7 protein-coding genes are annotated in these 7,895 nt (G+C 52.8%); all 7 read left to right on the top strand.

Features of this window, described 5'->3' with window-relative positions; translation table 11 throughout:
* A partial coding sequence (locus JRI89_15740) for a glycosyltransferase (GenBank protein MBW2072691.1) occupies positions 1-2,205 on the top strand: 2,205 nt, incomplete at its 5' end.
* 60 nt (positions 2,206-2,265) lie between these two features.
* Positions 2,266-3,237: a DNA integrity scanning protein DisA nucleotide-binding domain protein gene (locus JRI89_15735; protein ID MBW2072690.1), complete on the top strand. Its 972-nt coding sequence runs from the start codon at positions 2,266-2,268 to the stop codon at positions 3,235-3,237.
* Positions 3,238-3,239: 2 nt separating this feature from the next.
* Positions 3,240-3,806 (top strand): flavin reductase family protein, encoded by a 567-nt coding sequence (locus JRI89_15730; GenBank protein ID MBW2072689.1) that lies wholly within the window; start codon positions 3,240-3,242, stop codon positions 3,804-3,806.
* 260 nt (positions 3,807-4,066) lie between these two features.
* Positions 4,067-5,293 (top strand): glycosyltransferase, encoded by a 1,227-nt coding sequence (locus JRI89_15725; protein ID MBW2072688.1) that lies wholly within the window; start codon positions 4,067-4,069, stop codon positions 5,291-5,293.
* 11 nt (positions 5,294-5,304) lie between these two features.
* On the top strand, positions 5,305-6,255 hold the full coding sequence (locus JRI89_15720) for a glycosidase (protein MBW2072687.1): 951 nt from the start codon (positions 5,305-5,307) through the stop codon (positions 6,253-6,255).
* A 12-nt stretch (positions 6,256-6,267) separates the two neighbouring features.
* Entirely contained in the window at positions 6,268-7,650 is a 1,383-nt protein-coding gene (locus JRI89_15715) for a glycosyltransferase (protein MBW2072686.1), read from the top strand.
* Positions 7,607-7,895, top strand: a 289-nt coding sequence (locus JRI89_15710) for a glycosidase (protein MBW2072685.1), incomplete at its 3' end; no start/stop codon positions are given. The genes JRI89_15715 and JRI89_15710, both read left to right, overlap by 44 nt.

Genomic DNA, 7,895 nt, shown 5'->3' with positions numbered 1-7,895 from the left:
TCCTTGCAGGATTATCGCTCTGCGGCCGAGTTCATAAATCTTTCAGGAGTGCAGCTGGTCAGTCTGCAACATGAATTTGGCATCTTTGGCGGTCCAGAGGGCACTCATATCCTGCAGTTGATGTCAGAGCTCAAGAAGCCTGTTATTACCACCCTGCACACCGTTCTGAAGAACCCCACTCCCCGTTACAACTGGGCCCTTCGAGAGGTGTGCTCTCTGTCACACCGCATAGTGGTCATGAGCAAGCTGGCGGTAGAGCTCCTGCAGAAGGTGTACCGTATACCTGAAAAGAAGATCCGCTTCATTCCCCATGGAATTCCAGATGTTCCTTTTGTGGATCCAAATTATTACAAGGACAAGTTCCATGTGGAAGGCCGCATCGTCCTGCTGACCTTTGGCCTATTGAATCCGAACAAGGGGATCGAGACCGTAATCAGCGCTCTGCCCCGGGTTGTCGAGCGGTATCCACGCATAGTGTATATTGTACTGGGAGCCACTCACCCAGAAATCAAACGCAGGTTTGGCGAGCAATACCGCATTCGTCTGGAACAGCAGGTGCGTGAGCTCGGCCTTGAAGAGCACGTGATTTTTCACAATCGTTTCGTTACCCTGGCAGAGCTTTGTGAATTTATCGGTGCCTGTGACATCTACATTACCCCTTATCTGAACAGAGAACAAATCGTCAGTGGTACCCTGGCCTATGCCATGGGTATGGGAAAGGCTGTGATTTCCACACCCTACTGGTATGCTCAGGAAATGCTCGCAGAGGACCGGGGGCTTCTGGTAGATTTTGGGGATCAGGAAGGCATATCCCGGGCTATTCTCGACCTGGTGGAAGATGAACCGAAGCGGCATCTGCTGCGGAAAAATGCTTACGACCTTGGCAGAAAGATGATCTGGAAAGAGGTTGCCCGTCAGTATCTCGAGCTCTTCAATGAGTCTCTGCAGAGCTTCGTGCCGCTGCCAGAATATAGGAGAATCCGAGCAGACAGAAGAAGAGGGGCAACTCTCCCTGAAATGCGCCTGGACCATCTTATTGCCCTTACTGATACCACTGGACTGATCCAACATGCACGGTGCGGCATTCCAGAGCGCAAACACGGTTATTCTGCAGATGATGTGGGCCGGGCCCTGGCGGCAGTTCTCATGTATTACCAGCAAAAACAGGATCCGGAGGCCCTGAGATTGGCCAGGATTTATCTTGCCTTCCTTGGCGATGCCCAGCTGGACAATGGCAGGTTTCATAATTTTATGGATTTTCGCCGCAATTTTCTTGATGAAGAGGGCAGCGAGGACACCTTTGGTCGGGTGCTGTGGGGGCTTGGCAGTGCAGTCAGGTTTGGTCCCAACAAGAGCTTTCGAGCATTTGCTCGACAGGTGTTTGACAGGGCCGTGGCCGACATGTCTCTCCACTACCCGAGGAGTATGGCCTATGCGATTTGTGGCCTGCACGGTTTCTTGCAGAGATATCCCGGGGCGAGAGGTATGCGCAACCGCCTGGTGGCTCTGGCTGATCGGCTCCTGGCCCAGTACGAACAGTGTCGTCAAGCACAGTGGCAATGGTTTGAACCTGTGGTCACCTACGGCAACGCCAAGCTTCCACAGGCACTTTTGCTGGCATACCAGGTGACCGGAAAGGATGATTATCTCAAGACCGGCCTGGAATCTCTCGATTTTCTCACTGCCATACAGTATGACGGCAATATGTTCGACCTGGTGGGAAATGAGGGTTGGTATCCACGAGATGGGCAAAAGGCGATCTTCGGTCAACAGCCCATTGATGCCGGCTACCTGGTGGAGGCCTACACTACTGCCTACCAGATCACCACAGAGGAAAAATATCTGGAACTGGCCCAGGCAGCCTTTGCCTGGTTTCTTGGCAAGAATCGACTCAAGGCGCCTCTGTATGATTTTGAGACGGCAGCCTGTGCCGATGGGCTCGACTCAGACGGCATAAGCCTGAATCAGGGGGCAGAATCCACCATCTGTTTTCTCATTGCTTTGCTGACCCTGGCGCAGCAGAGCGCCTACCTGGGCATGGAGGAGACAGCGGCCAGTGACTCCGCCAAGATGCAGGCAAAGAGCGTGCTTGCCATGACCGGCAAGAGAACAGAGCAGGTGGGGCCAGGAGAAGCTGCAGCTGGGGAGTATGAGGTAAAAAAGAAAGAGGCCTTGCGGCCAGGCAGATCCCAGAGAACTGTATAATAGAAAAACAAGAATTCAGGCGCTGATGAGTTGCCCAACAAAAAGGAAAGATAGCACCTCATGATTGATGTTACCTCGCACATGCTGAATATGGCGTTGGATCTGGCAAAGGTTATTCAGGCGAGAGCGGTGCTGATCTATGCTGACTGCCTGCACGATTTTACTGCACTCACCAGACTAGACAGTACTGTGAGGCCGATTCTGGTGCAGAAAGATGGCGCAGGCAGTGAGTGCGCCCATGAGCTGGCTCTCGACACCTTGCGGGTGCCAAAGATCGAGCTGGATCGTGTGGGCCGGGTCAAAATAGCCGTAATCACTGCTCTCTCCCAGGGGCTTCTCGAGATGGGAGATATTCTCATATGTCTCACCGGGCCTAAAGATAGCCACACGGTGGATACCATTATGGTGGTGGAAGTGGGGGAGGAATTTGAATTGCTCACCCCGGTCAAGACGTCTGAATTCAGCCAGGATCTTCAAGCCGCCATTTTCGAATCTCTCCTTTTCCTCGCCATAGAACTTGCCAACGAAGGAAGAGAGGGCAAGCCGGTTGGGACGATTTTCGTGCTTGGAGATCACGAGGAAGTCTTGCGTTTGTCGCGCCAGCTTATCTTCAATCCCTTCGAGGGCCATCCAGAAGAAAAGAGGTCTATATTTCACCCGGAAACCAGAGAAACCATAAAAGAACTTTCCTCCATCGACGGTGCCTTTGTAATCAGCAAGAGCGGCATAGTAATAGCTGGAGGACGATATCTGAACGTGGCCAGCAAGCATGAAGAATTCCCGCAGGGATGGGGAGCGAGACATGCAGCTGCAGCTGCCATTACCGAGGTTACCAAGGCCACTGCCATAGTGATTTCTGAATCCACTGGAACAGTGACTATTTTCAAAAACGGCAAGATCTTCATGAGCATAGAGAAGCCCACCATGAAAGGAGGCAGTACAGCAAAAAAAGAAGAGGTGACTTCGGGCCGTATCACTGCAGCGTCCAGCAAAGAGAACTACTCTTCAGAAGTGGCCAGGGAAGGAGAGTGAACATGAAGAAATCCATTGGGGCCCAGACCGTGGCTTACCCCACACCGGTGTGGGTGATTGGCACCTACGACGATCAGGGCAAGCCCAACGTGATGACAGCCGCCTGGGCAGGAATCTGCTGTTCGAAACCGCCCTGTATCGGGGTTTCCCTGCGGCGAGCAACGTATTCGTATGGCAACATTGTCAACAGGCAAGCCTTCACAGTGAACGTGCCGTCAGAAGAGCACGTGAAGGTGGTGGATTACTTTGGTATTGCCTCAGGCAAGCGGGAAGACAAGTTTGCGGCTTCCGGCCTCACCCCTGTCAGAGGCCAATATGTGGATGCTCCCTTTGTGGAAGAGTTTCCCTTGATTCTGGAATGCAAGCTCATCAAGACAGTGGAAATCGGCCTGCACACGCAGTTCATAGGAGAGATTGTTGATGTGAAGGCGGACGAGGAGGTAATCGGCAGCCACGGCTTGCCCGAAATAGACAGGATAAAACCGATTATCTTCGGTCCTGAAATCGTCAGTTATCATGGAGTCGGCAAATACCTGGGAAAAGCATTTTCCATTGGGAAGGATGTTTGAGGTTATCAGTTATCAGTTATTCGCTGAGGTCCTGGCAACATGTTGGTAGGCGCAGGCTTTAGCCTGCGTTGTCCAGTCATGAACACTCGGTTATGGCTACGGTGACGAAGTCCATATAGGCATTCGCTTACGGTTGCGGCAAAAAAACCGCTGTACCTGCCAGCTGACGAAACGGGGCATGGCAGCCGTGGCGCTAGGCGCCTGACAGCTCCGAGGAGCAGCAAGCAGAGTTGCTGATTGCCGGAAAACCAGAGGATCATATGGCTTCAGGACCCATCGTAATGATCAGTTCTTACCCGCCTCGGTTGTGCGGTATAGCTACTTTTACTGAAGAAGCCCGAGAGTTTATCCAGAAGGCAAATCCACAGCGTGAAGTCCTGGTCATAAGCCACACAGACGGTCGCGGCAGAGGGGTATTCCCTCTTATTGACATGAGTCGACACGATTGGTGGAAGCCGGTTGCTGAGAAAATAACAGAACTGCAGCCATATGCAGTACATCTGCAACATGAGTATGGCCTTTATGAATACGTGGATCATCGCGGCATCGGAGATAACAATGAGGGCTTTCTCACTCTACTGGAGGCAATAAGCGATTATCCGACTGTAGTGGAACCACACACGGTTCACGGACGTCTCCGGAAGGTGGAAGCCAACTTCATTTACAACCTTTGTCAGCGTAGTGACGTGGTGTTGTTCAAGTGCCACTATCAGAAGTGGCGGCTGGACTGGATTTTTCCGGGCTATGGCTGGGCAACACCTCAGAACATTATGGTGGTGCCTCATGGCGCCAGGCCGGACAAACGGTGGGGCGTACATGAAGTTCCTCAGTTGAGGCAGGAGCTGGGTCTGGAAGAAATGGGACTGGCAGCGCATGTGGTGGGCATGATCGGCTGGATTCAGTCCAATAAGAGGTGGGACATTCTTCTTTCCATGTGGGGGGAAATACATGAGGAGATAAGGCAGTCGTGTGGTCAGGAGTGGGATCTACTGGCTGCAGGCACCATAAGGGATCCCCACCACAAGAATGACTACGAGGAGTGGAAATCGGAGGTGCTGCGTCTGGAACGAAAAGGCATTGCTCACTATTATGAGTTTGTGCCGAGAGGTGACATCTATTACAAAATGATGGCGGTTTGCGATTTTATTGTGCTGCCTTCTACGGACGAAACCCAGTCCGGCACCCTGGCAAGAGTTATTGCTCTCAACAAGCCTTACATCACTACAGCTCCCATGGAGGGGCTTACTGCTCAGACTCTCGAGAGCGAGGGGGGATTGCTTTTTACCACCAAGGAAATGCTGCGCAGGAAGGTGATTCGCCTGGCCTGCGATGAGCAGCTCAGAATGGAGCTTGGTGAAAATTTGAAGAGATATCTCGATGAGGTTGTGTCGTGGGAGATAGTTGTCCAGCAATACAACCAGGCTTATAGATTGGCGCGAACAGCCAAACGGTCAAAGAAGCCGGTTGTACTGGCTCCGGAGTTTTGAGGGTTTAGGAGATGGAGAGCACAAAAGCCGAAGAACTTTTTCATCGTTATGAGCAGAATCCCATTATCACGGTAGAGGATCTTCCTTACGCTGCCAACACAGTGTTCAATGCCGGGGCTACTATGGTGGGTGAGGAGACAGTGCTCTTGCTCAGGGTGGAGGACCGGCGGGGTATTTCGCACCTGACTGTTACCAGGAGCAGCGACGGCGTGCACGATTGGCGGATGGATGAGAAGCCTACCCTGGCTCCTGATCCTGAGAACCATCCAGAAGAACTCTGGGGCATAGAGGATCCCAGAATCACCTACATGGAGGAGAGTGGACTCTGGGCGGTGGCCTATACAGCCTATTCTCCAGGAGGGCCGCTGGTTTCTCTTGCGACCACTGATGATTTCCGCCAGTTCAAGCGTCTGGGGCCGGTTATGCCCCCGGAAGACAAGGATGCAGCTCTGTTCCCCGTGCGTTTCAAGGGACGTTGGGCCATGATCCACAGGCCAGTCTCCACCTTCCCTGCCACTGGGGCTCATATCTGGATTTCCTTTTCTCCTGATCTCAAGCACTGGGGTGATCATTGCATTCTCATCAGGGCCAGAAAGGGTGGCTGGTGGGATGCCAATAAGATTGGTCTGTCGCCGCCGCCTCTCAGGACAGAGCAGGGATGGCTCATTCTCTACCACGGGGTTCGCTCCACTGCCAGCGGTTCCATTTATCGCCTCGGGTTGGCCCTTTTGGATCTGGAGAATCCCTGCAAGGTGATTGCTCGCTCAGATGAGTGGGTGTTCGGTCCCGAAGAAAACTACGAGGTATTTGGTGACGTTGACAAGGTAGTGTTTCCCTGCGGCTGGACACTGATAGGAGACACGCTGCGGCTCTACTACGGCGGTGCTGACACCTGCATCGCTTTGGCCACAGCAAGCCTGACGGAGCTTCTTTGTTGGCTCAAAAAACAGAGTGCTTCATAGGAGTGAAAAACCATGCGGCTAGCCATGCTTTCTCCCATTGCCTGGCGCACGCCGCCCAGACACTATGGACCGTGGGAGAGCGTTGTCTCTCTTCTGACTGAGGGACTGGTGGAAAGGGGGGTGGATGTAACCCTGTTTGCCACCAGGGACTCTCATACCCGGGCCAGACTCATAGGTGTGTGCCCTCGCGGCTACGAAGAGGACAAGAGTATTATTGCCAAGGTCTGGGAGTGCTTGCACATCTCCGAGTTGTTTGAACAGGGCGATCAATTCGACCTTATTCACAACCACTTCGATTATCTTCCTCTCACCTATACCAGGATGACTTCGACACCGGTACTCTCCACTATTCACGGTTTTTCATCTCCTGGCATCCTGCCGGTATACAAGAAATATAACAATAAAGTTTATTATGTCTCCATAAGCGATGCGGACAGGAGCCCGGATCTTACCTACATAGCCACGGTGCATCATGGGATCGATCTGAAGCTGTTTACCTTGAGGCCTGATCCGGGCGACTACCTCCTCTTTTTCGGCAGGATTCACCATGACAAGGGCACCAGAGAGGCGATCGATATTGCCCGGCGTACAGATAAGAAGCTGGTGATTGCCGGCATTATTCAGGATGAAAAATACTACGAGCGTGAAGTGCTGCCCCACCTGGACGGCAGGAAGATCATTTATGTGGGCAGTGCCGGACCAGAGAAGAGGAATAAACTGCTTGGTGGCGCCTATGCCCTGCTTCATCCCATAAACTTCAATGAACCATTCGGCCTTTCAGTGATCGAGGCTATGGCCTGCGGCACGCCCGTAGTTGCTTTCAACCGGGGTAGTATGCCCGAGGTGATCGCTGACGGCAAGACAGGTTTCCTGGTCTCCTCCGTTGAAGAAGCGGTCCAGCGTTTGGCCGACATTGATGGCCTGAGCAGAAGGGCTTGTAGACGGTGGGTGGAGGAGCGGTTCAGCGTCAATCGCATGGTGGCAGACTATCTGCGGGTCTATGAAAGGATTCTGGCGAAGAGGCCCCCGGACAAAAAGCCTGAATGGGGGTACATACGGATTCTTGAAGATGCTCCTGACATGCGAGTCAGAAAGGTGGTACTGTATTCTCAGCAGCATGCCACGTTTACTCCTGCGGCTCGCAATGCCGTACAGCTTCTGGTGGTCAAAGGTCGGGGGGCAATTTCTCTGAAGGGCGAGGACTATCTCTTGTCCGGGGGGGAGACCATGGAAATTCACAGCGGCACATCCTTCAAAATCTTGAATCTGGGAACGGACGATCTTGTTGCCATAGAAGTGCTGACCCCCACGCTAGCAGGTACAGGGCAGCAGGTGAAATCAGAGGTTCACAGTGAGCGGCTCGAATTCAGCCGTAATCAGGCGGTACGAACATAATCCTATTCTCAGCAAGCACGATGTGCCGTATACTGTGGAGACAGTTCACAATGCGGGGGTGGTGAAGTATGATGATCGATATCTCATGCTCTTCCGCTCTCATCTGCGCAATGGACGCTCTATTATTGGCATAGCCGAAAGTGATGACGGTTTTCACTTCACTGTCAGGCCGCAACCGTTTCTCTTGCCTGTGACCAATGGGGCAGAGGCGCCCTATGAGGAATTTGGGGTGGAAGATCCCCGGA

Source organism: Deltaproteobacteria bacterium, assembly GCA_019309045.1.
Lineage (GTDB): Bacteria > Desulfobacterota > Syntrophobacteria > BM002 > BM002 > JAFDGZ01.
This window is presented reverse-complemented; position numbering and strand designations above follow the sequence as displayed.

Coding starts and splice junctions, on each gene's coding strand:
- JRI89_15725 (MBW2072688.1), top strand. CDS start 4,067: ATGGCTTCAGGACCCATCGTAATGATCAGTTCTTACCCGCCTCGGTTG.
- JRI89_15735 (MBW2072690.1), top strand. CDS start 2,266: ATGATTGATGTTACCTCGCACATGCTGAATATGGCGTTGGATCTGGCA.
- JRI89_15715 (MBW2072686.1), top strand. CDS start 6,268: ATGCGGCTAGCCATGCTTTCTCCCATTGCCTGGCGCACGCCGCCCAGA.
- JRI89_15730 (MBW2072689.1), top strand. CDS start 3,240: ATGAAGAAATCCATTGGGGCCCAGACCGTGGCTTACCCCACACCGGTG.
- JRI89_15720 (MBW2072687.1), top strand. CDS start 5,305: ATGGAGAGCACAAAAGCCGAAGAACTTTTTCATCGTTATGAGCAGAAT.